This is a genomic window from Nocardia sp. XZ_19_369, assembly GCF_015355715.1.
GTDB lineage: Bacteria > Actinomycetota > Actinomycetes > Mycobacteriales > Mycobacteriaceae > Nocardia.
The window spans coordinates 620,344-642,348 of record NZ_JACVED010000005.1; the positions used below are offsets into that span (position 1 = coordinate 620,344).

Below are 22,005 nucleotides of genomic sequence, written 5' to 3' on the forward strand. Positions count from 1 at the left end.
TGCGCACCGGCGTCCCACGCGGGTGGTTATCGTCAGAGGATTTTGATCCATGAGAGCTCACTCGCCTCAACCACTGTCAGCAGAGGGGGCAAGATGTTCTGACATCAATTGGATTGCTGCCGACAGTGGTGCGGATGGGCAATGCGGCGAGCGAGTCAGCGCATCGGCTTGTGGAAGATGAGGAAATCGCACGGGGTGGCGAGCAGCGGCACCAGGTGCGGGTAGCTCTCCTCCAGCTCACCCTTACGTTCGAGGGCGTACCCGAGCCGCAGATACCAGCCGCGCAAGAACTCCTTCACCGGATGCGCCCAGCTGCGGGGCACCAGTAGCTCCAGCTGCACCGTCCGTGCGCCCTGATCGACACAGTGGCGCTCGGCGAAATCGACCAGGGCACTGCCGATTCCGGTGCCGCGCTGTTCGGGCGCGCACACCAGCATGCCGAATTCGCCTATGCCATCGGCCAATTGCTGAATGCGGACGGCGCCAACGATTCGGCTATCGTCATCGCGCGACACGGCGAGATGACCGTCGGTGATCAACCCGGCCAGCTCGGATGTCGTTGTGCGGCTGGCACCGTCACGCCACATACCCGCTTCGGCGACCTCGTACACCCGATTCACCAGGTCGGTAAGCTCCGCGAGCAGCGCGGTATCGCCAGCCGCCTCCGTCGGCACCATCTCGATGGACACCATCGCTACTCCTTCTCGCATCGTGACGTTTCTCGCGTCCGCTCCCGCGCCCATGATCACATGGCGGCTGTGGCTTGTAGTCAACCCTGTGGCAGGCCCATGGTTCTGGTCAGCAGCGTGTCCATGGTTCGGGCCGGCAGCAGTCGCTTCAGCGCGACGTTGACCTCTGGTTCGATATGCCTGTTGGGGTGATGCGCAGGGCCCGAGTCGGTCTTTGCTACGGGTCGAACCTAGAACGCGGCGACGACCCGCGAAACCGCCAGTTGACCGAATAACTCCGCCGACTGGATGGCCGGGGCAGCCGAATCGCGGTAGCGGGTCGGGGTCATGTGGCGCTCGTCCCGAGAACGCAGTCGACGGCTGTGTAGAGGGTCTCGGTTTCGGTTCTGAGGATGGATTCGCCGGCCGGGAGCGCGCGCTCGATGGAGAGCCCGTTGAGGACGGTGAGTAAGAATCTCACCTGGCGGGGGCGATGCTCGGCAGAAAGCACCCCTTCGTCGGCGAGCACACCGAGCCAGTACTCGACACGGGCCGCCGACGCCCGTTCGTAGGCGAGGTACGCGGTGCGGATTTCTTCCGTCGGGTCGGGTGCGATGAACGCCTCATAAGCCGCGCTCCAGGCTCGGCGTGCCTCCGCACCGACACCGGCGGGCGCGAGTACCTGTCGCAGGCAGTTCACCAACCGGTCCCGGGCGGGCAGTGACCGATCCCGGATCGAGTCGCCGGGGAACACGTGCTCGTAGACGCGCGTCAGCACGGCGTCCTGCAGTGCGCGCTGGGTGGGGAAATGGAACCGCAGTGAACCCGTGCTCACACCGGCGCGCGCCGCGACCGCCCGGACGCTCAGCGTCGCCGCCACGTCCTCGGCGATCATCTCGGCCGCCGCTCGGAGAACCTTCTCCCGCGATCCCACTGTCACCGCTTCGCCGTCCACGTCCTCAGCTTACTAGCACGCTGTGCTAGCGTGCGTACTAGCACAGTGTGTTAGTGCGTCGGCAGTCCACTTCGCCTGCGTCACACACCTCTGCTCGACACGGCCGGCAGCTGCCCACGCAAGGAGAAGATCCATGACAGCGACGATGCCCACCCCGGGGTGGCTCCTCGATTCCGGCGAACCGCGCCACCCGGAATCCGTTCCCGGCGGGGTGGAGTACCACCGCGTCCTCGCCGGACCCAAGCGCCGCATCGGTCGCGGCATTCTCGCGATCGGGCTCCTGATAGCCGGGTTCATCCTCTTTCCCACCGGCATCGGCAGGGCGCTCGGACTCATCGACGTGCAGATGGGAAACACGCCGCCCATCCTCGGCGGCACGGACTACACCCCCCTCTACCACGCCGGTTCCTTGCTCGCCCTCGGGCTGCTCATCCCGTGGAGCATGCTCATCCAACGCTGGCTCTACGGTGTCCCCGGCGCCTCGCTGCACTCGGTGACCGCACGGTTCCGGTTCGATCTGTTCGGCAAGGCGCTTCTCGTGTTCGGCCCTGCCTGGGTACTGGTCAATGTGATCGGATTCTTCGCCCCGAGCACCGAGGCGCCTTGGTCGCGCATGGACCTCATCGGCATCTTCGTCGGCACCCTCCTCCTCACCCCCCTGCAGACAACGGGGGAGGAGTACGGCGTGCGCGGGCTCCTGTTCCGGGTCGTCGGCAGCTGGACTCGCAGCCGTCGGGCCGGGCTGATCGCCGGAGTGCTTGTCTCGAGCACCCTGTTCACCGCCGCGCACGGGTCCACCGACACATACATCAACATCTGGTACTTCGTGCTGTGGACGTGCCTGGCGATCATCACCTGGCGTACCGGCGGCCTGGAGATCGCGGTCGTCCTGCACGCCGTCCTCAATACGGTCGCTTTCCTCGGCGCCCCGCTGATGCGTATCGACTTCGGCGCCGCGCTCGCCGACCGCTCCGCCGGCGTCGGCTCCGCCACCCAGCTCATCCCAACCCTCGGCGTCACCGTCATCACCGCGATCATCTGGTGGTGCACCCGCAAGGCCGGCCCCGCGCTCACCCCGCCCGCCACAGCGCACTGACACCGCGCCCCAATGCTCCGACGCTGTGCCTCGGGTGGGGTTGGGGTCCCAGACCCAGGCCATCGCATCGGGGTCTTGCGGCGACGAGCGTCGTCAGTGGAGCTCCTCGACCAACCCGATGATGATGCCCTCGGGACCGCGGACATATCCGTAGCGGAGCATGTCCTCGTATCGGGCGACCGTGCCGACGAGTTCGCCACCGTGGGCGCGCAGGCGGTCGATGACGTCGTCGATGTCGTCGGTGACGAACGTCAGACGGGGGATGCCCAGGGTGTTCACCGGTGCCTTCGGCGCGGGGTTGGTCGCCGGCGAGCGGAATGTCGAAAGCTCCACCCGGCCATGGCCATCCGGCGTCCGAACGACGGCCATGTCTGCTTGGACGCCGTCCAGTCCGAGGAGATCGTCGGCCCATTGGCCACCGACTGAGGCCTCGCCCTCCAGCTCCAAGCCCAGTTCGATGAAGAACGCGACAGCTGCCGCGAGATCCTCGACCACAATGCCGACGTGATCCATTCGACGGATCGCCATGATGTTCTCCTCAGGTTCGTTGCGCGGCCCGTTCGGCTGCTCTTACTTCCGGGACGGAGCCGCCCGAGCGTTCTCGACATCCTCGACGCATGAAACTCGAGATTTCTCGGACATGATCATCGCGACGCGTCGAAAGTCGGATTCAGGCAAATTCGCGACAGCCCTCAGCTCTCGTCGGCCCTGGCCGCCACCTCGCCGACCGATCGAACGGATGTTTGCCTTTACGCGGGTGCGATGGCGCTGATCAAGGTCCGCCCATTGCGCTCGACCGTGGTCACCACCTGGCTGAACATCGCCGGGCTCCGGCCCGGCTCCTGCTCGGTGAGGGTGAGGAGCCAACGCCCGTCGGTCAAGCGCGAGATCTCCGCGCAGTAGCTGGTACCGGGGGCGGTGGCGTTGATGCCGAGCTGGATCTCGGCGGCACTCGGAACAGCGGACGCATCCTCGGCCACGACCGACCGGGCTTGCGCCCCAGAACGCTGCACGTAGTAGGCGTGCTCGAAAGCGAGGATGGCCTCGGGCCCGTTGGCGGTGCCGCCGGGCCCCGTGCCCGATACCTGATCTGGTGCGCTCTCCTGAGTACAACCCGGTGCCGTCTGGTTGTGCACCGTGGGCTCGGCTGTACTCGCGGTCACGCCACCGGCTACAGCGTCGGTGGGCTGCGGAGTGGTGGTCTTCGAGGTCGCCGTGATGGCGATCGCGATCGAGGCCCCAGCTAGTACCAGCCCGATCACGATCAACGCTAACAGTGGGCCTTTGCCTCTCGACGGTTCCGGGTCCGTAGGGGTGCGTGGGCGCTGAAGTAACCTCGCTGACCGCCTGCCGGACCGATCGATCAGGTGCGGCGGGATGTCCTTGTCGTAAAGGATTGTGTACCTGGCATTCTCGTCGTCTGTGTCGTCCCTATTGTCGAGATCGGGGTCATCCCAGGTGTTGGCGGCTCCGTGACGGTCGCCTGGGTGCGTGTTTTCTATCCAGTCCTGCCACTGCCCAGACTGCGCCGCGTCCGCGTCCGGTAATGGGTATGTGCCGTCGAGGTGATCGTCGTTGTCGTCGTAGGGCTGTAGCACCTCGGCTGTCGCCTGGGACTCGGTGAGTTCCTCGGCGCTCGGTTCGACGACAGTCGGCAGACCGAGCTGAAAAGGGCTGGTGGCGTTGTTTTCCTCGCCGTCGCTACCGCTCATGACGGTGGCTCTACGACGGGCGCGCCAGCTGGAGCCTCCGTCGCTGCTGTTTCGGTCACCCCCAGCTGCCCGCGTTTGGGACTACCCGGCGGAGGAGGCGAGGCCGGCGGGACTACCGGAGCGGTCGCCAGTGGTGGTGTGGGCGGTGGCGTGGGCGGCGCAGGCGAGGACGGTGGTTCCGCTGCTTCGCCGTTATCGTCGGGGGGCGGTCCAGGTTTCGGCTCCGGTGTCGAAGTGCCAGGCCCGGCGTTCAGGGCGGCCGGTGGCGGCACGACGGGCTTGTCGGGCGGCCCACCGAAATCGAACTGTCCGTTCGGCGCTGCCGGAGCGGCGGGCGGCATGCTGCCGGGTTGGACGGGAGTGCCGCCGCCGGGACGTAGTCCCTCCTTGATCGCCTCGCTCGCGCCTGCGGCGACGACCTCGAGAGCTTTGCCGCCCACGTCGGCCAATCGATCAATGGCCTTCACGCCTATCTCGACACCGGCATCAATCACGGCCGTCGCGAGCTGCACACCGGCTGCGATCAGCTGCCCCTGGATCTGGGCCTCGATCGCGGCACGCTGAATAGCAGGGTCGACCGGCTGGCCCGGCACCTGAACAGGCAGCTGGGGGGAGCCGTTCACGCCGAAATCGCTGGGCCCTTGGCCATTCGGGGTACTTCCGCCCTGGCCGTAGCCGAACTCGTCCACGCCGTTCCGAGTCGGAACCACCAGCACGCCAGGTGTCGGTGTGAAACCGGGCGGGGTGCTCAGCGGTACCGGCTGCAACCCATGCAACTTCGATTGGTACTGGTCCATCTGCTCTTGCGCCCCGGTCACCTCGGACAGAGCATCACGAAAAGCAGTGGACGCCAAGGCGATCACACGATCGGCGTCGCTCTCCGTCGTAGCGGTGTCCACGACTTCGCGCGAATCACGCCGGAACCGGGCAATGACCGCGTCGACGCGTTGCGCGGCTTCGGCGTTGGAGATGTACGCGTCGCGCAGCACCGCTAGATACTGCGGCGCCTGATCGACTATGGCGCTGATTTCGGACCGAGTCGTGCGCATCGTCGGGATTGCATCCGCGCTGGTCTGAAGGCTCGATTCCAGGGTGTACAGACCGTGGGCATGTTCACCGTCGGTGTCGGCGGCGTCCGCCGTAGCGTTCTGCAGAACGCTCATCAACGCCGGGTTGGGTGTCGGGTCACCGGTACCGAGTGCCGCGCGCAATGCCCGCAACGGCGCGACCAGCGCCGCCACGATCGGAGGATCCTCCCCGGCCGGAACCTCTGGAGTGTGGTCGTCTCGGTCGGGTTTCATAGCCGATCTCCCACCTGCGTGATCACGTCGGCGTTGTGTGAGTCGACCTCGACAGCGACGCCGGTAAACGAGGCCATTACCTTGCCGTACTCGCCGACCAGGTGCGCACCGGCCGCGAGCGCGGCCGCGTGGGACTCGATCAGAATGCCGAATTCCGAAGCGAACCGAGCCCCTACAGGGCCCAAGTCCGCAGCCAGTTGTGCGGTGATGGGCGCCCCCGCCGCCCGCTTCGCCGCGTTGACCAGATCAGCGGCTACTCGCTGCATCGTGGCGTTGTAGGCCGCCACGGCGGCCGGATCAAGGTGCATATGTGTCGCCTCCCCTCGAGGTGTGCTCATGGCGCTATGTACGCGCTTTCGTGATGGGCTGGAACAGGCCTACGGCCCCAGATCTGTTCGGCCAGCGGGTTGTTTTCGGTGGCGTAGTGCTCGGGCCATTCCGCGAGAATGCCGATTCGGCGTCGCGAGACGCGGGCGTCCTCGGCGATCGCAGACCATGTGTCGTCGAACGTTTCGGTCGATCTGCCGGGCCATTCGGCCATGGCGGGCGTCAGCCCGCTCACGAGGTCGAGTGGACCGGTGCTCAGGGCGTCTGTGGCCCGGCTCATCATGTCCGCTGTCACGGCGAGATTGGGCGCGTCCACCGCGATGCGTACCCTTTCTCGTCGGCGCTTCCGTATAGGCGGTTGTCTCGGCCAGTTTTGCCATCGATGTGTATTTGGACATCGGAGCCTTTCACCAGGGTTCGGTCGATCCGTCCGGCTTGGTGCTGGTGGCATGAACCCTTTGTCGCTGTAGGGCTGGTTGGGTGCGCACCACCGGGCCTCGACCATCTGAAGATCTCGGTCGCGCGCCGGTCGTAGGACTGCACCCCTGCGAGGGCATCCTCGTAGCTGCACGCCATGTCGGTGGCTTCTTCGAGCTCCGGCCAGCGTGCGTCGATCGCCGCCCACCAGGCCGACGCGCCCGCCGTCAGCTCGGCGGCGGTGTCGTAGTAGACGGCGGTGGCGACCCATTCGGCGTGGGCGGTGGTCTGCACGTAGCGGTCGGTGTCGCTGACGTGGTCCGGCACCAGGTTGAAGGTGTTCGGCGAAACCGCTGACGGCGCTGTGTCTGACATCGAACTCCTCAGTGGTCCCCGTTGAGCAAGTTGGTCTTGGCTACTCTGACGTACCAGCTTCTCCGGCGGTTCCACTTTTTGATGAGGTTGTCCGCAACCGTCTACGCGCAGCACTGCAGGCTAACCCTGTGCACGATATCGAATCGCCCGGTAAGCCGGTCGCCTGACCAGAACTCGGAGTCGGTAGCTAATGTTCGGAAATTTCCGAGATCTGCACTCAGAGAGCCATATCGCTCCGCACCATCGCGACCGCGCGACCGTCGTCTAAGCCACAGAATCGGGGACATCGGTCATAGGATGCGGTTTGGTCGACACCCTCGGTGCGCAATTGGCTCCCTTCATCCGTCCCGATCGATACCGATTCTGGCCGGGGTTGATTGGTTCCGGCGCGCTGAGGCTCGGTCTCGTCGAGATCCGTTCGGTTGCTCGTATCCCGGGCCTCCCGGTGCCGATGCCCATCTCGAACCAGCCGTCGGTCAACGACGACAGCGAGTGCGCTTCCCACGCCGTCAACCAAGGCGGTCGGACGCAGATGCGTACACTCATGTGCCCACGCGCATGTCGGTCATTCCCGCGACGGTGGCCGGCATGGCAGCGGGCGCCGGTTGCATCAGCGAGAAGTCGGGCACCAGCAGCGTCGAGTAGCCGCTGTCGGCGATGCGGCGCAAGTGATCTCGCCACGTCGGCAATTCATCTAGCCCCCGAAACCAGGGGCAAGATGTGGATCTCGATGACCGATAGCATCGGTGCCACGCACTGCCCCAGTCAATTGATGGTGCGCCAGGGGGGAATATTCGATGCCAGAAGAAACACTTCGGGCAGACGACGAAGCTGTGCAGCCTGACCTCCTCGGTTCCGAGGTTGTTCGCGAATTCGATCGCCGATGACAACCTCAGCAGCCGCAGTAGACGGCGCAGACTGCCATTCCCGGCAACCTTCGGCTTACCGCGACGCCGGTGACACGATGCCGGCCCACGCGATGCGCAAGATCCTCAGAGCAATCGGATTCAGGGATAGAGGTCACGAACTGTGAGCGGGTTCGAGGTTGAGATCAGTCAGTTGAAAGAGGCGGCCAAAGCGGCGGGATCCGCCGCGACCCAGGCCAGGGCGGTGGACCCGGGTAGCGGCTTGGCCGGGCTCGCGGCGGCATTGCCTGGTGGGGAGGCGGCGAAGAAGGCGCCGACGTTGGTGACGACGTTCAATGACCGCGCGAAGGGCTGGGCAGAGGAGATCGGCGGCTGGGGCGATTTGGTGACCGCGGCCGCGAAGTTGTACGCCGAGAACGAGGTCGAGGCGGAAAGGGCTTTCGGGTAATGGCCGTCGGCTATCACGACGTCCGCAAATGGGACTCGCAGGCGCTCGATACGTCGGCCACCAACCTGCGTGGGCGGCGGGACAAACTCATCGGGCTGCAGGACGAGCTCGACGACGCCAGGAGATTGCCGCAGTGGCACGGCCCCGCGAGCGAGCGCGCCCGCGGTTCGCTGGGCACTACGCGCAACAACGCCGAAATCCTGATCGCGGAACTATCCGCGGTCGACCGTGCCATGCAGAACGCGTCGGACGACGTGTCCGCCCTGAAAACCCGGGTCGCCAATAACGACGCCCTCGCCGACACTTACCAATTCGGCATCGCCGCCGACGGCGCGATCGTGGACAACAAGCCCCCGGACCCGCCGCCGAAGTCGCGGTTCGAGGCCGAGGACCGCGCGGAGAGCGCGCGGCATCGCGAAACCATCAGGGCGCAGTTGGAAAAGGAAACCAAGGCGATACTCACCACGGCGAAGAACATCGACACCGCCGTCGCCCTGGTGCTGCAACTCGCGCAGGACCGCAAGATCAGCGACCACGGCGCGACCACCCTCGACGGCGCCAGGAAAGGCGGGGAGATCGACGCCAACGTGGCCGAGATGGAGCAGGCGCTGCGCGACGCCGGGCTGCTGACCGGTCCGCCGGTGACCGGTTATTACCGGCAGTGGCTCGAGAACGCCGTGCGCCGGGGCGTATCGATCGACACGATCAAGCAGATGGTCTCCGAACACAAGATCACGCCGGAGGATTTCAAGATCCTGGATCGAATGGAAGAGATCCGCGAGGACGAGGACGGCGACGGGATCTTCAAGTCGTTCTTCCTGATGCCGAACAACATGAGCGGGGACGACGCCGCCAAGGCGGTGCGGATGACCTACATCTTGAACGCGGGCACCGACTACGGCGCCCAAGGCGAGACGACCGACTTCACGCCGACCCCATACGGATCCGCGGAACTGCGGCGAATCACCGAGCGGCAACGGGACAACTCCTGGAGCTACAACGACGATGTGGGATTCGTGCACGGCAACGGTGGACGTTTGGTGACCACGCCGAACGGCATGATGATGGGTTTGGGCGGGAACCTCGTCCAGGACCAGTTCAGCCAAAACGGTGGAACCACCTGGGGCGACACGTTCATGCTCAACATCGACGACTCGAAAGATCCTGCGCAACAGCTTCGAGAAGTCGCGCGGTCGGGCCACGCGTGGTACGAAAACGACAATGGTCCGTACCGGGGCAAACTCGACCTGGACCGCTTTTTGCACCACGAAGAGCGCCACTCCCAGCAATGGGCCGAGGAAGGTTATGCCGGCTTCCTCGCCTCCTACGCATGGGAGCAAGTCACCGGCGGCAACGAGACCGAGGAAGAAGCGGGGCTTTCCGATGGCGGCTATTAGGTGGCCGCGCGTCGCCTGCGCTGCCGTGTTCGTGGCGGCGGTGACCGGGGCGTGCGACAGCCAGGCGCAGTTCGCGCCGTCGCTGCCGCCTGCGGCCGGGTTCCGCGTCGACGACGGTGTCCTGAAACTGTGGACGGGCACCCCGTGTGAGGGCGTCACCGGTTTGACGTTGATCTTCGACTCCGGCACCTCGGAGAGCACGGACCAGGTGTGGACCGCACCGCGGCCGGGGGTGCCGGTGGAGCGCATGGACCTGCTGCGGACCGACAAAGGATCCGCGCCCGGCACCGGCGGACCTTTCCAAATCCAGAAACCGCTGCCCGCAGACTACGACTGGACCAAGGCAGGTTCGCTCTCCTTCTCCGTTGACGGTCCGGAGGCGTACGGTGCCAGGGCCGACGTCGCTCGAGTCTTGGGAGAGTCGGCCCAGCATCCGTCCGGCAGTTACCTGTTCGGTGAGCGCGGTTGGCTGGACGCGTCGGACGTGCAACGCGAGAACCGGAAGTCGTTCCTGACCGTCTGCACTCCCGACCCGAAGTAGTTGCGGCACAACCCAACCCGCGGAGCCGAACATGGACACGCCGAACAGCACTCCCCGCACAAGCGCACTGCGGACAACGCTCCGACGTCTCGTCCTCGGCGCGTTCGCCTGCACCGCCGCGTTGATCGTGCTGTTCGTCGGCAAGGCGGTGCTCAGCGCCACCGGAGTGTCCGCCGACCCACACGGCTACGGAATGTTCGCCGGAATCCTGTTCACGGCGATCCTGACACCGGTCGCGCTGGCGTTGTGGTTGCTGTACCGATCCATGCGACGACGCGGGAATTGACAGGCTAATGGTCCCGTCAACGTTGCGGCGGCAGGTCGCGCAGGAAGATCTCGAGCGCCTGCGGCTCAACCGCGATATGGCCTTGGAAAGGCTGATCGAGTACTGCGATGAGCGCCATCACCAACACGATGAGCGCAGCCAGCGAGCTTCCGAGCATCAGGTGTGTCCAGAACTTCGGCAGGCCGAATACGAAAATGAATCCGACGGTCACGGCTGCTCCCAATGCGAGCCCGATCCACAGCACAGTCGGCACGTTGTGCCCACTCTGGCTGAGTCGCTCGCGCCGCGCAGCGGCGAGGTCATTGACGGTCGACAACGAATGTTCGTAGATCGAGTGCGTAAGTGGGGTGTCGGTCGGTAAAGCATTGATCTGATCGCGCATGCGGTATACCAGCTCGGTGGCTTCGGGACTGTATTCGCCGCGTCCGAGCCCGGGCCATTCTTTATCGATGACCACCCTTGCATATTGCTTGGTGGTTGCTTCCAGATCACGTCCTGCCTGCGGCGGCAACGCCCGGGTATTCCAGTACAGCGCGCCCAGCTCGTTGGCCTCGGTGAAGGTATTGCGTTTCGCTTCCTGCAACGAATTCCACTCGTTGACCACAACGAACGCCAGCAGCACCGCGTACAATCCGCCGACCGTCTGGAACACCGTTCCGGCGACATCGTTGTGTTCGGCCGGAGTGCCACGCTGCAATGAACGCCGTATGACCACGACACCACCCAGCACCGTCACGACGGGAACGAGCATTGCGATAGTGGCCAACGACATCGACCATCTCCTTGTATCGAAATATCGAAGGAACCGCATCCTGTTGTCGCCGAGAGACGGTACCTGCGCGACTTGCCGGTCGAGGGCAACTCGCCGCGTCGGCTGGAATCGAGACAGTTCCCGTCACCGCCGCCCATAGAATCTTCCGCAAGATCGCTCCACCGCAGTTCGGCATCGACAGAATCGGTCATGAAACGGAGCCGACGATGATTTTGACCGAAGATCTGCTGCAGGACAACGCATTTCATCGGGCGGGAACCCTCGTTCGCAGTGAAGAGCTCCCGACCTCGTTCTGGCCCGGCCACGCCGGGATGGGTTATCGCGTCTGGTATCAGGGCATCGGCTACGACGGTTCGGGTCGAATCGTCTCCGGGTCGGTGTTCGTCCCCGCAGGCGACCCACCACGGGACGGCTGGCCGGTGGTCAGTTACGCGCATGGCACGACCGGGCTGTCTGACCGAACCGCTCCCTCCGTTATCGGTTTGTCACGGCCGGAGAGTCGCCACGTCGCCACCTGGCTCGAAGCCGGATATGTCGTGACCGTCACCGACTACGAAGGCCTGGCGTCCCCCGGCCCGCATCCCTATTTCAACGGCGAAGCGGCAGCCGACGATGTCGTCGACATTGTTCGAGCCGCGCACCAACTCGGACATCCGCTGAGTCGCCGCTGGATTGTGGTCGGCTTCTCCCAGGGCGGCCACGCCGCATTGTTCACCGGCCTGATGGCCACAAAATACGCGCCGGAGCTCGACTTCAGGGGCACGGTGGCGCTGGCTCCGCCGGTGGAAGTGCCGACGATCGTGCGCATGCAGACGGCCGACGACAGCGCATCGGTCACGCTGTTTCTGCCCTATCTGCTGGCCGGTCTGCGGACCACCCACGGCCTGGCCACCCAGGAGTTCATGACCGGCCTCGGCCAGCGACTGATCGAACTCGCCGAGTACGCACCGGTCCGCGATATCCACTATGCGGTCGCGGTATTGACCAACCAGGACATCGGGACCACCGGTCTGAACCGGCGCCCCGGCGTCGAAGAAATGCTGAACGCCTGCCGGGTCCCCGCCGCCCGATTCGACCGACCGGTAATGCTGGCCGCCGGCACCGCCGATGCCGTGCTGCCCATGGCCGCCGTGGTGCAATTCGCCGCCGAGATACGCAGGGCGGGAACCGATATCCATCTGGAGACCTGCGCCGGAGCCGACCACACGAGCATGCTGTCCGCAGTACCGGAAATACTCGAATGGGTCGGCGAGCGCATGAGCGCGACGGCGTCGGCGAGTGCGTTCGAACCCTCGAACACCCGAAGCGGATTCGAGCTGCTCGACATCACCGGCGATGGCTGCCTGGCTGCCGACGACTACGAGGCCTTCGGGTTGCGGCTGGTGCAGGCCTACGGCGAAGCCCCCGGTTCGCCCAGGGCGGCGGCCGTACGTGCGGGATACCGCGCCCTCTGGCGAGCGATGGCAATCAGGGCGGACGTCAACGGGGATGGGCGGATAACCGCCGACGAGTTCTGTGCATGGCTCCGAACCCATCGGGACGAGGACGCATTCGACCGAGACATCACCCCGCTTGCTCAATCCGTCATCGACCTGGCCGATGTCGACCGCAACGGAGTGCTGGATCGAGAAGAATTGGTCGGCCTGCTCATCGGCTGCGAACACACGCCGGCCGAGGCAAGCATTCTCTTCGATCGACTCGATACCGACGATTCCGGCACGGTCACCACCGCGGAGCTGATTGCAGCTATCCGCCAGTTCTGCCTGGACCCGACGCCCGATAAACCGGGTGCCTGGCTCTTCGGCCGATTCCGATGAGCAGGCATGAAAGGCACAGCCGTATTTCAGGATTCGCGGGCAGCGATCGCCGCTTGGATCCGGCGGAGCGTGCGGAGACCCTTCTTCGCGGCGACGCTCACCATGCCGTCGAAGACCGTTGAACCACGATCGTGGGCCATCAATCGTTCCAGCGTCGGCACCGAGCGATCGTCGCCGGTCGAACCGAGCGCGACAGCGGCCCAGTAGCGCTGGTCCGGGTCGTCGCTGTCGGCCGCCGCGCACAATCTCGGGATGATGTCCGGGGCGAATTTGGCCAGTGCGCTGGCGATATACCCGATGCGGTAGTACCGGCGGTTTTCGAATTCGTCCCATAGTGCGGCGAGGGCCGCCTCGCCACCGATGAGGCCGAGGGCCTCGGCGGCACGTTCGCGCATTCCGGCGATCGAGTCCCGCAGCACGGGGGTGAGTGCCGGGACGACGGATTCATCGCCGAGTTGGCCCAGCGCGATCACCGCTTGCTCGCGAGCCATGTCCTGGGGGTGGTCCAGCATCGCGACCAAGCTGGGGACCGCCTCGCGGAAGCCGAGCGCCGCGCAGCCCATCGCCGCCCAGGCCTGGCAGTTGTACTGAGTGTCGGCGAGCGACGCCAGCAGCGGTTCTCGCAGCGTGTCGTCGCCGAAGATCGCCGCCAGGTTCAACGCCCGGGTGTACAGCGACCGGTGGTAATCGCGATAGTCCCGGACGAGCGCGCACAGTGCTTCCTTGGCGGCAGCGTCGCCGTCAGCAGCCCGATCGAGCAGGAGCCGCAGATTTTCCACGCGGGTCTCGAGATCACCGTCTTTGAGGCGTCGCGCATCAGCTGGATTCACCGCCCAACGGTACCTGGCGCTGATCTCGACCTCCGGCCGCCTCAGCTGGGCCTGGCCATTGACGAGTTACCGCTTGGTGCGCTGTCCGGCCCGGGCCGCGATGGCCTTGGCGAGCGGCCACTGCGCACCGATGGCGGTCAGTTCGGTGACCTCACCGAGCAGGCTGTCGGCGGCGGGTAGCGCGAAGTAGCGGCTGCCGGACGGAGAGTTGCCGTGCGCCTTGGCATCTCGGGCACGAACGAGCAGGACGGCGCGGTCCAGTGCGTCGTAGGCGGGGCCGGTCGGGGCGGCGCGCGAGATCGCCGCCGCGATGTCGGGCGGATGCGGTGTCGCGTAGCGGCCCAGGTCCAGGATGCTGTCCCGGATCTCGATGACGGTGCGGTGCAGGAGATATCGGTTGGGCTGGGCGCCGTCGGGTACGGGGCTGTGGTGCACGATCTCTGGACAGGCGGCGGTCAGTTCGGACCAGAGGGGGCGCAGCGCTTTTCGGTGGCGCGTCAGATCGTCTACGCCCATCCGGTTGACTATGGCGATCACCGTCAGCCCCATGCACAGCACGAGATCGAAAAACACTCCGTTGCGATCGATTTCGGCTTGGATGGCGGTGAAAGCATTGTGCTGACCGGTGATCCGAAAGGCGGACGCCACCATGGTCGCGCCGATACGTCCGAGCACCGCGACGCCCGCGAGGAGGGTCGCCACGTACATCGCCGCTTCACCGCGACCGACTCGGTTACGGAGTTCGGCACCGGCCGCCTGGATGACGAGGACCGCCATCGCGACACCGATCGGCGCCGTGCACAGCCAATATCCGAACTGTGCCCACCCGGCGCGTTCGAAGATCGTGCCGGTGCCGCCGCCGAAGGTGCTGAAACACAGTGCCGCGACGCTGAATACGGCGGCCAGCCCGTAGCTGACGCGCGGCGAGCGAAAGCGATACAGCAGCGCCGCGCCGATCAGGAGCCCGGCCGCATAGCCGACATTGAAACCGATCGCCCCGAGTTCGAGGATGAGCTCTTCAGAGAGCCATCCGCCCGAGAGATCGGTGATGAGGCGGCGCACTGTCGGTTCCCGGGTGGTCGCGGTGGCGACGACACAGCCGAAGGCGATGGTGACGTGCCGGTCGAGCTCGGTGTTGAGCAAGCCGACGAGGCGACCGGCGAGCAACAGGCAGGCGGCGATCACAGTGGGCAGCGTTACCGCTGTCGGTAGCGTCGAGGTCAGCATCGCTCAGCGTTGAAAGACCAAGCGGCCGAGCACCGAACGTGGCCGCTGAACCTCGAGGTCGACGTCGGACATGAGCATCGAGGCGAACAGTTCGGCCTGGTTCTCGTCGACATCGTCGTAATTGCTGCGGGCCAGCACCCGCAGCACACTGTCGATATCCAGGTCGGGGAACAGTGCTGCGAGCGTGCGGCGCTGAGCTCCCGGCGACACGAATCCGGCGTGGTCGAGCAACAGATGGGCGATCTCGTGCATCACGATGTGGTCGGTGTGATACCCGGTGCTGGCCGCGTCGTAGGCGATGACGATATCGTCGGCGCGTTCCACGACGAGCCCGCACGGAAACCCACCCGTGGTCAGATCCTGTTGCGGAACAATCAGAATCGGCTTACCCACCCGTTCGGCCACGTGCGCGACGAAGGTCGCCAGATCCCACGGCCGCGGCACCTCGAGCGAAATCGCCAGCTGTCGGATGCGTTCGACCGCGGGGTCGACACCGGCGCGTCGGAACATGCAGCCATCTTCGCCGCCGATGGTCCGGATTGTCCAGGGGAGCCCTCCGCCGTCCGACTGACACAAATCGCCGGTCCCGCCATGATCACGACCGAACTCGGCCGCAGTGATATCGAGTTTTGGATGGCTGTGCCGGACGCCGTGTCGGCCAACCCCTTCTCCGAGTGCGACCGACGAGCCTGTGACCGCCGACATACTCCGACCATGGAACCGAACCGGTACCTGCGGCGTCCAACCTATTGACCCGCACCGATCTTCGAGGATGCTGAATGACAGGCCAACCCGGCTCCACCCAGGGCGACTTCGCCCTGGTACCCGACGAAGTCACCGACGCGGGCCGGTATGTCCAGCAGGTCGCCGAATCGCTCATCAATGGCTTGACCTCTTTGGAGACGGATATCGCAGCGCTGCTGTCCCATTGGCGCGGGACCTCTGCCGATTCGTTCAGTGCGGGATGGACCGAGACCAAACAAGGGGCGGACACTGTCCTCGATGCCCTCGCCGAGATGGCTGAACTGCTCGGTGTCACGAGCAAAACCCTCGACGACCAGGATCAGGTGCGAGCGAGCACAACTCGCGAGTTCACCGGATCGCTAGACCTGCCGGGGTTGTGATGGTCGAGAACGCACAGCCGTTCCGTGTCGATCTCGACGAGCTCGAGCAGATGGTGGCCCGGGTCTCGGGGTTTGTCGGATTTCTCAACGAAAGCCTCGACGGGTTGCAGCAGCGCATCTCCACCGTGCAGCAGAACTGGAACGGTGCCGCCGCGGATGCGCAGGCCGAGGCTTATCGCGACTGGCACACCGGGGCGACCGATGTTTCCGAGGGGATCGACACCATGCGCCGAGCCGTGCAGGCTGCGCACGATCGGTATACGGCCGCCATTGCCGCGAACCTGGCGATGCTGGGCAGGTCATAGGACTCTATGGCGAAATTGATCGTCGATCCCGCCGTGTATTCCTCGGCAGGAGCGTCCCTGTACTCGTTTGCCACCACATACCATCGGACGTTCTCCACGCAGATCGCCACACTGCGCGAAACCGCCGATATGGGCGGGAATGTCGGCGAATCCAAGGCATGGGCCACGTCCTACGATTCCACCGTCACAACGGCGATGAGTATGACCCAGCTTCTCGTCACCGCGATGAGCAACTACGCCGGCATCCTGAACCAGCTCGGATACAACCACGCACTCGCGGATTACGTCGAGGGAACCGGGCGCCCGGAGCCGACGAAGCCAGCGAATCTGTACCCCGCCTGGTCGACATGTCTGGTGCCACCGCCCTCGGCGGGCGGGCCCGGTAGTGGCCTGTTCGACGATGTCGGGTTCGCGGTGTCGGCGCTCGAGAATTTCGGCGTTTCGATGCCCGATGGTGAGCCGCACGACCTGCTGACCGCCGCCGATGCCTGGGACAAGCTCGCTTCTTCCGAATCCGGGGTAGGCAATCTTCCGACATTGCTGGATCAGCTGGCGAAAAGATTCGAAAGCGAAACCGCGCCCGACGCCGCCCATGTCGATGAGGACATCCGGGAGCTGAAAGCCTCCGCAGAGGGTGTGCTCACTCTCTACAAAGATCTCGCTAAATCCTGCCGTGACCACCGCTCCGCGATTCTGGAGTTCCGGACGCAATTAGGGCAGCTGCTGGTCGATCTCGCCAAAGATCTGGCGCAAGAAGTCGCCGAGACCGTCGTCCTCGGTGTCATCGCCGGTGCATTGACAGCTGGGTTCGGCGCAGCCGCGGTGGCCGCTGCCAAGGCAGGCAAGCTTGCGGTGAAGATGAAGAAGTACGTCGACCGAGTGCTGGCTGCGAAGCGGGCCGCCAAATTCGTCGACAAGGTCACCGAGACAGGCGAGGACCTCGCAGCGAGACGGGCCGCGCTGCAGCGCATCGCCGACCTCATGGCGCAGCGCACGGCTGAGATCGCCCGGGTCGCCCGCGACAAGTTGAAGAGCTCGCTGGACTATGCGCTCGACAAGGAGGCGATGGGTCACGTCTTCGTACCGAAGCACAAACTGGATGATCTGGTGAAGTCGCTGGGGGGTCAGGAAGCGACGATGCGGAAGTTCATCGAGAGCGTTCAAGGGGTGCCGGACGGTGTGTACAACGGGGCGAATCCACTGGTCCGCACGATCAACGGCCAGACTGTCGAGATTCGCGGCGCCATGATCGACGGTGTCTTCAAGATCGGCACCGCGTACATTCCGTGACGTAACGCCAGAACTGAGGAGAGGGCGATGGGTACTACACCGATAGAACCGAGGGCGCTGACCGAGCTCGAAACGAGCGTCGTGACCAAACTGCTGTCCTCGTCGGGCAAAGCCGGTGCTGGTGACTATCTGGCGCAGGTCCCGTTTACACAGGTCATTGCCACGTGGGGTGAGGGTTCCCCGAGCGTCGATCTGATGGTTCCCCCTGGTGTGGCAGCCGTATCTGATTCAACCAACGGGATCTTCATCGATGGAGGTGTCACCGACCGCAACGGGGCACCGATCGGCGAAGTCATTCTGTGGGTCGAGGACGGGAGGCTCGGCGGAATCGAGTACACCTGGTACACCGATGAGCGCCCGAAGTCGCTGCCCGACCCGTCGCAGATCGAGGTTTTGTAGCGGGTCTAGATGTGACGCGCCGCGCGGGCGGATTCGTCGGCGTTTGCGTTGATCACGGCGGCGGCGCATCGTGTCCGCGCAATGGCTGAGGTGATCGGTCTATCAGGTCTTGCAGCGCTTCGTCATATTGGTTGCGGTCGAACCGGAATGGGCCGAACGCGTCATAGTCGCGTTCCTGACGATAGGGCTGTTCGAAGCGATGCCAGATCACCAGGCTGTCGGAGACGACGATCTCGGCCAGCAGCGGCCAGTCGCCCCACGCGCCGCACTGACACACGAGCACGGGTGTCTTCGTTCCCGTTGTCATGCTGGACCTTCCGTGAAAATGGTCATCGATCCGAAAGTTCCACGCCGACCCGGGACGCAGGCCACCGTATGCGCCACCCGCGGGCTGCATGCCTGCCGCGAGCTCGAACCTGTCGATCAGATCGGTGAGCGGCACACCGTCGACGCGGGGTACGACAGTGTCACTTCGTACGATCGGCAGTGGACGGGGCACGAACGGAAGGGCGCCGGGGGGAAGCCAGGGGCGCGTTCGGTTGACCCAGACCTGCATGTCGAACCGAATGTTATTGATGGCCATGGTCGAATCCGGGTTGGCCGAAGGATCGGCACGGGGCTGCGGTAGTGCAGTATCTCGACGTGTGTCGCCGATAGGTGATCGTGCTGTCATCGGCCGATCGGAAACCGGCCGCTTGCCGGGCATCACCGGCAAGGACGCATGGCGTCCTTTCCGCAGAGGAAGTTCACCGACCCAACATATATGGCACTCACACCACCCACAAGATGCGCTCGGCCAGGCGTTGAGGTCTGCCCGTGTGGCCTGATTTATCGGACCTTCAGTGACGAGACGGCGAGTTGTTCGGTGAGCGCACGCCTCAGGAAGCTCGGATCATCGAGGTGCGATTGGAGCAGGCGCCAGCCGTGGTAGTAGGTGAAGATGTAGGGCTCGGTGAACGGGGTGCTGAGAAAGCCTTGTAGGAAGGTCAGTTCGTCGTCGGTTACCAGTGCGGTGTCGGCGAGGTAGTCGCGGACCTTCGGCCATGGTGTCCCTTCGGCCAGCAGTAGCGAGGCGTTGCAATATGCGCCCCAGAGGATGTTGCGGGCGCGCTGGATCTTGGCGTAGTTGCTCGAATCGGGTTGGAGCTCTTCGACATTGTCGAGCAGCCAGTGCTGGGCTTCGTCGTCGGGGAACAGCACCTGCGGGGCGTGCAGGCCGAGGCCTTCGGATATCACGTAGGCCGGTGACGGCATGAATCGCACCTGGATGTCGGGGCGGTGGCCCTGGTGCATTTCCTTCATCATGAATTCGCAGATGTGCCCGGGAATCGCCTCGTGGGCAACGACATAGAACAGATCGGCCAGGTTGAAGGGCAGGTTCGCATCGACGAACACGCTGCCTGCGGTTCCGCCTCGATGCAATCCACGCAAGGGTCCGGGGGCGAATTCCACTGTTACATCTAGCTTTTTCGGCAGCGGTAGTAGCGTCTCGGTTCGCCGCCGGGTTTCCCTCAGCGCCAGGTGAATCAGTTCGGACAGGCGCTCTGGTCGGCCGGGCGGCAGGCTGTGTGCGGCGCGCCAGGCGTGCAACCGTTGTGCGAGCGTGCCTTTCGACGCTGGTAGGGCATCGTCCAGCAGTTGGTAGGCCTCGTCGAAGACTTCATCGGGAATCCATTCGGCGTCGATTCCCAGCATGCCGCGCACCTGTTCCGGAAACGGCAACTGCTCTCCGGTCAGCCTTCGGGCGATGGTGTGTAGCGCCCGCACCTGTTCCGCCATAGCGGGATCGTTGTCGGCGACGGTCACCGCCATATCCTGCGCAGCCCGGACCAGATCCGCCGGATTCGCCAAGGGCTCGTTCGCCACCTCGTCCAGCCACCGCGCCGGCCCCCGATAGTCGAGAATCCAACTTCCCGTGGGGTGTTGGGCCACCAGCCGATCGACCCGCAGGGCGAGCAGCGCGTAGTCACGCAATACGTCCATATATCCACTGTGCCGCGTGTTTCGAACTCCCGCAGCCGTCTGCTCCGGTTCGGACGGACAGCTCAACGGCAGCCGTCGGCGGCAGCATGACCTCTCGAAATGAATTGGGCGAATCGGACAGCGGTCCGCCATGATTCGTCGGGTCAACGTTCAACGCACGTGCTCACGAAGGAAAGTGCTTGATGAGGTTCATGAGTAAGGCCGCAGTCGCGATCGCGACGATGGGTCTTGCGGCCGGGTCGGTAATCGGTGCCGGCACGGCGAACGCGGCCAGTCTCCACGGTGCGATCGCATTCAGTGGTGATGACTGGAGCTACGGCACCAGTATCGATGCACCGAGCCGCGAGGAAGCGATCGCCGAGGCGCTCGACGCGTGCGGCCTCGCCGACTGCATCGTTTTGGTGGACTGGGCGGACGGCTGCGGTGCGCTCGTCTACACCGACGGCGCGGTCGCCACCGGCGCGGGCTTCAACCGCTCGGCCGCATTGTTCGCTGCCCATGCCAGCCTTGCCCGGCATTACCCGCCGGCCTTCCTGGCCAATGTCGGATCCGCGGACAGGTCGGGGACGGAGATCAGCGAGGTGATCTGCACCGCCAACGCGGGCTGATCGTCATCACTCGGAAGACCCGGAACCTGTTGGGGCCGGGTCTTCTTTGGTGTTCCGAACGCCCCTCGGGTAGCCGGTTTCGGGCGCCGAAGTGCCGCGTCATCAGGCAAAAGCCGCAATCACGACGTTCGCCGTGTGATCTGTGGCCCACCGTTTGACAGCTCTCGGCTGGCGGGTCTCAATTGGTCAAGTGACCAGTTAGCCTCGGCTCTCCCCTCGGAGCAGCGCGTTTCCGCACAGGAGTGAAGATGAACCTACGGAGCCTCGTGCTCACTGCCACGTTCGCCGCCGCCTGCGCCGTGGCGACCCTCGCGACACCTGTCGCGCATGCTGGATCCGATCGAGTACCCGAAACTGTCGACATCGCCTGCGCGGGCGCAATCCGGCACCGCAACGCGGACTGGTACCTGCCCGAGGCGCCCGCCAACGGTCTGGTCTGGCTGCAACACGGTTTCGCGCGAAGCAATGCGAACGTGGCAAGTCTCGCCGAGCATTTCGCCGCCGCCGGCTACGTCGTCTTCGCGCCGTCCTTGCCGTTCCTCGATCCGGCAGGTTGCACCCTGCAGAACCTCGGCGACAACACCGGCTTCCTCGACAACATCGCCGGACTGTTCGCCACTTCAGCCGACCCTGCCGGCCCGCTGGCCCGCAGCTTCGCCGCAGCCACGTCGGCGGCGCACCGTCCGGATCTGCGACTGCCACAGCAGACCGTGTTCGTCGGACACTCCGCCGGCGCCGAGGCCGTCGAATATGTCGCCCACCGACTGCACGCCGACCACCCCGCCGCCTTCGCCGACTTACACGGACTCGTCCTGCTCGACCCGGTGAAATCATTCCTCGGCGGCAACACAGATCAAGCCCTCACCGACCTCGACCACACCGACCTACCGATTCTCGATATCGCCGCGAAACCCTCGCAATGCAATCTCTTCGGTGTCGGTACCGCAGCCGCCCAACGCCTGCTGCACCGTCGCTATCTCGGCGTCCGCATCGGCACCGGCGTGCACACCGACGCTGAAGGTGACAGCGGTGACACGTTGGGAAACCTGTTGTGCGGCAACCCGAAATCCGTCAATATCTCAACCCTGCAAACCCTCGCAGTCGGCTGGACCACCGACTTTTTCACCGGCACCAGAACCGCCGACTATTACCCCGCCCACGCTCCGGCCACTGACGCAGCCACCGCGCAATCCGCCGTCACAGACGCAGTTTCGGCCGCGCCGGAAGCCAAGATCCTGACTGGTTCTTAGAAAGCTGGAAT

27 protein-coding genes are annotated in these 22,005 nt (G+C 64.9%); 12 read left to right on the top strand and 15 right to left on the bottom strand.

The annotated features are described in order from the left end of the window. Positions 1-155: 155 nt before the first annotated feature. Positions 156-692, bottom strand: coding sequence for a GNAT family N-acetyltransferase (locus IBX18_RS21785; RefSeq protein ID WP_228541461.1), 537 nt, complete (start codon positions 690-692; stop codon positions 156-158). A 322-nt stretch (positions 693-1,014) separates the two neighbouring features. After that, positions 1,015-1,623, bottom strand: coding sequence for a helix-turn-helix domain-containing protein (locus tag IBX18_RS21790; RefSeq protein ID WP_306796349.1), 609 nt, complete (start codon positions 1,621-1,623; stop codon positions 1,015-1,017). Positions 1,624-1,756: 133 nt separating this feature from the next. Between IBX18_RS21790 and IBX18_RS21795 the strand changes: the two genes are divergently transcribed. Further along, on the top strand, positions 1,757-2,719 hold the full coding sequence (locus IBX18_RS21795; RefSeq protein WP_228541462.1) for a CPBP family intramembrane glutamic endopeptidase: 963 nt from the start codon (positions 1,757-1,759) through the stop codon (positions 2,717-2,719). 93 nt (positions 2,720-2,812) lie between these two features. Here IBX18_RS21795 and IBX18_RS21800 read toward each other — a convergent pair whose 3' ends face one another. From IBX18_RS21800 to IBX18_RS42830, 7 genes are all read right to left on the bottom strand, one after another. Continuing rightward, positions 2,813-3,247, bottom strand: coding sequence for a VOC family protein (locus tag IBX18_RS21800; protein WP_194835382.1), 435 nt, complete (start codon positions 3,245-3,247; stop codon positions 2,813-2,815). Between the two features lie 221 nt (positions 3,248-3,468). Continuing rightward, positions 3,469-4,431 (bottom strand): hypothetical protein, encoded by a 963-nt coding sequence (locus IBX18_RS21805; protein ID WP_194835383.1) that lies wholly within the window; start codon positions 4,429-4,431, stop codon positions 3,469-3,471. Continuing rightward, positions 4,428-5,732: a hypothetical protein gene (locus tag IBX18_RS21810; protein ID WP_194835384.1), complete on the bottom strand. Its 1,305-nt coding sequence runs from the start codon at positions 5,730-5,732 to the stop codon at positions 4,428-4,430. Before IBX18_RS21810 ends, IBX18_RS21805 begins: the two co-directional genes overlap by 4 nt. After that, complete coding sequence (locus IBX18_RS21815; protein WP_194835385.1) at positions 5,729-6,040, bottom strand: hypothetical protein; 312 nt, start codon at positions 6,038-6,040, stop codon at positions 5,729-5,731. The genes IBX18_RS21810 and IBX18_RS21815 overlap by 4 nt, the downstream gene beginning before the upstream one ends. Before the next feature lie 26 nt (positions 6,041-6,066). After that, positions 6,067-6,354 (bottom strand): hypothetical protein, encoded by a 288-nt coding sequence (locus IBX18_RS21820; RefSeq protein ID WP_194835386.1) that lies wholly within the window; start codon positions 6,352-6,354, stop codon positions 6,067-6,069. After that, on the bottom strand, positions 6,351-6,851 hold the full coding sequence (locus IBX18_RS21825; RefSeq protein WP_194835387.1) for a hypothetical protein: 501 nt from the start codon (positions 6,849-6,851) through the stop codon (positions 6,351-6,353). Before IBX18_RS21825 ends, IBX18_RS21820 begins: the two co-directional genes overlap by 4 nt. 542 nt (positions 6,852-7,393) lie before the next feature. Next, positions 7,394-7,519: a hypothetical protein gene (locus IBX18_RS42830; protein ID WP_255528082.1), complete on the bottom strand. Its 126-nt coding sequence runs from the start codon at positions 7,517-7,519 to the stop codon at positions 7,394-7,396. A gap of 361 nt (positions 7,520-7,880) precedes the next feature. Between IBX18_RS42830 and IBX18_RS21835 the strand changes: the two genes are divergently transcribed. The 4 genes from IBX18_RS21835 to IBX18_RS21850 are packed head-to-tail and all read left to right on the top strand — an operon-like array spanning position 7,881 to position 10,389. Continuing rightward, the gene (locus IBX18_RS21835) at positions 7,881-8,165 is read left to right on the top strand and encodes a hypothetical protein (RefSeq protein ID WP_194835388.1); all 285 of its coding nucleotides are present in this window, start codon (positions 7,881-7,883) and stop codon (positions 8,163-8,165) included. Next, positions 8,165-9,562, top strand: a complete 1,398-nt coding sequence (locus IBX18_RS21840; protein ID WP_194835389.1) for a hypothetical protein — start codon at positions 8,165-8,167, stop codon at positions 9,560-9,562. Before IBX18_RS21835 ends, IBX18_RS21840 begins: the two co-directional genes overlap by 1 nt. Next, positions 9,549-10,103, top strand: a complete 555-nt coding sequence (locus IBX18_RS21845) for a hypothetical protein (protein ID WP_194835390.1) — start codon at positions 9,549-9,551, stop codon at positions 10,101-10,103. Before IBX18_RS21840 ends, IBX18_RS21845 begins: the two co-directional genes overlap by 14 nt. Before the next feature lie 31 nt (positions 10,104-10,134). Further along, the gene (locus IBX18_RS21850) at positions 10,135-10,389 is read left to right on the top strand and encodes a hypothetical protein (protein ID WP_194835391.1); all 255 of its coding nucleotides are present in this window, start codon (positions 10,135-10,137) and stop codon (positions 10,387-10,389) included. Positions 10,390-10,405: 16 nt separating this feature from the next. On the opposite strand, the gene IBX18_RS21855 is transcribed toward IBX18_RS21850, so the two are convergent. Next, positions 10,406-11,161 carry a DUF4239 domain-containing protein gene (locus tag IBX18_RS21855; protein WP_194835392.1) on the bottom strand — a complete coding sequence of 252 codons (756 nt, stop codon included), beginning with the start codon at positions 11,159-11,161 and terminating at the stop codon, positions 10,406-10,408. A 206-nt stretch (positions 11,162-11,367) separates the two neighbouring features. Here IBX18_RS21855 and IBX18_RS21860 point away from each other — a divergent pair, with 206 nt between their 5' ends. Then, positions 11,368-12,978 (top strand): lipase family protein, encoded by a 1,611-nt coding sequence (locus IBX18_RS21860; protein ID WP_194835393.1) that lies wholly within the window; start codon positions 11,368-11,370, stop codon positions 12,976-12,978. A 26-nt stretch (positions 12,979-13,004) separates the two neighbouring features. Here IBX18_RS21860 and IBX18_RS21865 read toward each other — a convergent pair whose 3' ends face one another. The 3 genes from IBX18_RS21865 to IBX18_RS21875 all read right to left on the bottom strand — a co-directional run bounded on the left by IBX18_RS21865 (position 13,005) and on the right by IBX18_RS21875 (position 15,545). Next, positions 13,005-13,808, bottom strand: coding sequence for a HEAT repeat domain-containing protein (locus tag IBX18_RS21865; RefSeq protein ID WP_194835394.1), 804 nt, complete (start codon positions 13,806-13,808; stop codon positions 13,005-13,007). A 66-nt stretch (positions 13,809-13,874) separates the two neighbouring features. Then, complete coding sequence (locus IBX18_RS21870; RefSeq protein WP_194835395.1) at positions 13,875-15,035, bottom strand: DUF6545 domain-containing protein; 1,161 nt, start codon at positions 15,033-15,035, stop codon at positions 13,875-13,877. A 3-nt stretch (positions 15,036-15,038) separates the two neighbouring features. Further along, a complete protein-coding gene (locus tag IBX18_RS21875) occupies positions 15,039-15,545 on the bottom strand; it encodes a CUE domain-containing protein (protein WP_107660244.1) in 507 nt (168 codons plus the stop codon). A 269-nt stretch (positions 15,546-15,814) separates the two neighbouring features. Here IBX18_RS21875 and IBX18_RS21880 point away from each other — a divergent pair, with 269 nt between their 5' ends. The 4 genes from IBX18_RS21880 (at position 15,815) to IBX18_RS21895 (ending at position 18,153) form a co-directional block, all read left to right on the top strand. After that, positions 15,815-16,159, top strand: a complete 345-nt coding sequence (locus tag IBX18_RS21880; RefSeq protein ID WP_194835396.1) for a WXG100 family type VII secretion target — start codon at positions 15,815-15,817, stop codon at positions 16,157-16,159. Then, complete coding sequence (locus IBX18_RS21885) at positions 16,159-16,464, top strand: WXG100 family type VII secretion target (protein ID WP_194835397.1); 306 nt, start codon at positions 16,159-16,161, stop codon at positions 16,462-16,464. Before IBX18_RS21880 ends, IBX18_RS21885 begins: the two co-directional genes overlap by 1 nt. Before the next feature lie 6 nt (positions 16,465-16,470). Further along, entirely contained in the window at positions 16,471-17,754 is a 1,284-nt protein-coding gene (locus IBX18_RS21890) for a hypothetical protein (RefSeq protein WP_194835398.1), read from the top strand. A gap of 81 nt (positions 17,755-17,835) precedes the next feature. Continuing rightward, positions 17,836-18,153 (top strand): hypothetical protein, encoded by a 318-nt coding sequence (locus tag IBX18_RS21895; protein ID WP_306796350.1) that lies wholly within the window; start codon positions 17,836-17,838, stop codon positions 18,151-18,153. A 52-nt stretch (positions 18,154-18,205) separates the two neighbouring features. On the opposite strand, the gene IBX18_RS21900 is transcribed toward IBX18_RS21895, so the two are convergent. Next, positions 18,206-18,868, bottom strand: coding sequence for a hypothetical protein (locus IBX18_RS21900; protein WP_228541463.1), 663 nt, complete (start codon positions 18,866-18,868; stop codon positions 18,206-18,208). A gap of 113 nt (positions 18,869-18,981) precedes the next feature. Continuing rightward, entirely contained in the window at positions 18,982-20,136 is a 1,155-nt protein-coding gene (locus IBX18_RS21905; RefSeq protein ID WP_194835400.1) for a hypothetical protein, read from the bottom strand. Positions 20,137-20,318: 182 nt separating this feature from the next. Between IBX18_RS21905 and IBX18_RS21910 the strand changes: the two genes are divergently transcribed. Both IBX18_RS21910 and IBX18_RS21915 read left to right on the top strand, forming a co-directional pair. After that, on the top strand, positions 20,319-20,744 hold the full coding sequence (locus IBX18_RS21910; protein WP_194835401.1) for a DUF4189 domain-containing protein: 426 nt from the start codon (positions 20,319-20,321) through the stop codon (positions 20,742-20,744). 248 nt (positions 20,745-20,992) lie between these two features. Further along, positions 20,993-21,994: an alpha/beta hydrolase gene (locus IBX18_RS21915; protein ID WP_194835402.1), complete on the top strand. Its 1,002-nt coding sequence runs from the start codon at positions 20,993-20,995 to the stop codon at positions 21,992-21,994. Positions 21,995-22,005 lie beyond the last annotated feature (11 nt).

Coding starts and splice junctions, on each gene's coding strand:
- IBX18_RS21785 (WP_228541461.1), bottom strand. CDS start 692: ATGGTGTCCATCGAGATGGTGCCGACGGAGGCGGCTGGCGATACCGCG.
- IBX18_RS21795 (WP_228541462.1), top strand. CDS start 1,757: ATGACAGCGACGATGCCCACCCCGGGGTGGCTCCTCGATTCCGGCGAA.
- IBX18_RS21800 (WP_194835382.1), bottom strand. CDS start 3,247: ATGGCGATCCGTCGAATGGATCACGTCGGCATTGTGGTCGAGGATCTC.
- IBX18_RS21805 (WP_194835383.1), bottom strand. CDS start 4,431: ATGAGCGGTAGCGACGGCGAGGAAAACAACGCCACCAGCCCTTTTCAG.
- IBX18_RS21810 (WP_194835384.1), bottom strand. CDS start 5,732: ATGAAACCCGACCGAGACGACCACACTCCAGAGGTTCCGGCCGGGGAG.
- IBX18_RS21815 (WP_194835385.1), bottom strand. CDS start 6,040: ATGCACCTTGATCCGGCCGCCGTGGCGGCCTACAACGCCACGATGCAG.
- IBX18_RS21825 (WP_194835387.1), bottom strand. CDS start 6,851: ATGTCAGACACAGCGCCGTCAGCGGTTTCGCCGAACACCTTCAACCTG.
- IBX18_RS21840 (WP_194835389.1), top strand. CDS start 8,165: ATGGCCGTCGGCTATCACGACGTCCGCAAATGGGACTCGCAGGCGCTC.
- IBX18_RS21845 (WP_194835390.1), top strand. CDS start 9,549: ATGGCGGCTATTAGGTGGCCGCGCGTCGCCTGCGCTGCCGTGTTCGTG.
- IBX18_RS21850 (WP_194835391.1), top strand. CDS start 10,135: ATGGACACGCCGAACAGCACTCCCCGCACAAGCGCACTGCGGACAACG.
- IBX18_RS21855 (WP_194835392.1), bottom strand. CDS start 11,161: ATGTCGTTGGCCACTATCGCAATGCTCGTTCCCGTCGTGACGGTGCTG.
- IBX18_RS21860 (WP_194835393.1), top strand. CDS start 11,368: ATGATTTTGACCGAAGATCTGCTGCAGGACAACGCATTTCATCGGGCG.
- IBX18_RS21870 (WP_194835395.1), bottom strand. CDS start 15,035: ATGCTGACCTCGACGCTACCGACAGCGGTAACGCTGCCCACTGTGATC.
- IBX18_RS21875 (WP_107660244.1), bottom strand. CDS start 15,545: ATGTTCCGACGCGCCGGTGTCGACCCCGCGGTCGAACGCATCCGACAG.
- IBX18_RS21880 (WP_194835396.1), top strand. CDS start 15,815: ATGACAGGCCAACCCGGCTCCACCCAGGGCGACTTCGCCCTGGTACCC.
- IBX18_RS21885 (WP_194835397.1), top strand. CDS start 16,159: ATGGTCGAGAACGCACAGCCGTTCCGTGTCGATCTCGACGAGCTCGAG.
- IBX18_RS21890 (WP_194835398.1), top strand. CDS start 16,471: ATGGCGAAATTGATCGTCGATCCCGCCGTGTATTCCTCGGCAGGAGCG.
- IBX18_RS21905 (WP_194835400.1), bottom strand. CDS start 20,136: ATGGACGTATTGCGTGACTACGCGCTGCTCGCCCTGCGGGTCGATCGG.
- IBX18_RS21910 (WP_194835401.1), top strand. CDS start 20,319: ATGAGGTTCATGAGTAAGGCCGCAGTCGCGATCGCGACGATGGGTCTT.
- IBX18_RS21915 (WP_194835402.1), top strand. CDS start 20,993: ATGAACCTACGGAGCCTCGTGCTCACTGCCACGTTCGCCGCCGCCTGC.